We start from the raw sequence: 556 nt of genomic DNA on the forward strand, positions 1-556 counted from the left end.
ACCGGGGGCTGCTCAGCTGGATCGGGCGGGTGCCGCGCACCGCGATCGCCCTGAGCGCGCTCGCGGTGCTGGCCGGTTTGGCCCTGGTGCCGCGGCTGGGCGCCAGCTTCCTGCCCGACCTGAAGGAGGGCCACCTGATCCTGCACATGGCGGCTTCCCCCGGCACCGCCCTGCAGGAATCCGAGCGCCTGGGCGGCCTGATCACCGCGGGCCTCAAGGCCATCCCCGGGGTCCGGACCGTGGCGGCGCAGATCGGCCGGGCCGAGGCCGGGCAGGACACCGCCGGCACCCATTACAGCGAGATCCATATCGACCTCGAACCCGGCCTCGACGGCGCGGCCCAGCGGGCCACGGAAGCCGGGATCCGCGCCCTCACGGCCGGCTTCCCGGGGGCGGCCTTCTCGCTCAAGACCTTCCTGACCGAGCGGATCGAGGAGACGGTCTCGGGCCACACCGCCCCCGTGGTGGTCAACCTCGTCGGCGACGACCTGCCCCGGATCGAGGCCGCCGCCCGCGCGGTGGCGCGCGAACTCGCCGAGGTGCGGGGGGCCCGGGA

The 556-nt window shown here is 75.2% G+C and carries 1 protein-coding gene; it reads left to right on the forward strand.

The features are described 5' to 3' along the window. The coding region (locus FV228_RS32265) for an efflux RND transporter permease subunit (protein WP_147858017.1) at positions 1–556 on the forward strand (556 nt) is incomplete at both ends.

Source organism: Methylobacterium sp. WL18, from assembly GCF_008040015.1.
GTDB lineage: Bacteria > Pseudomonadota > Alphaproteobacteria > Rhizobiales > Beijerinckiaceae > Methylobacterium > Methylobacterium mesophilicum.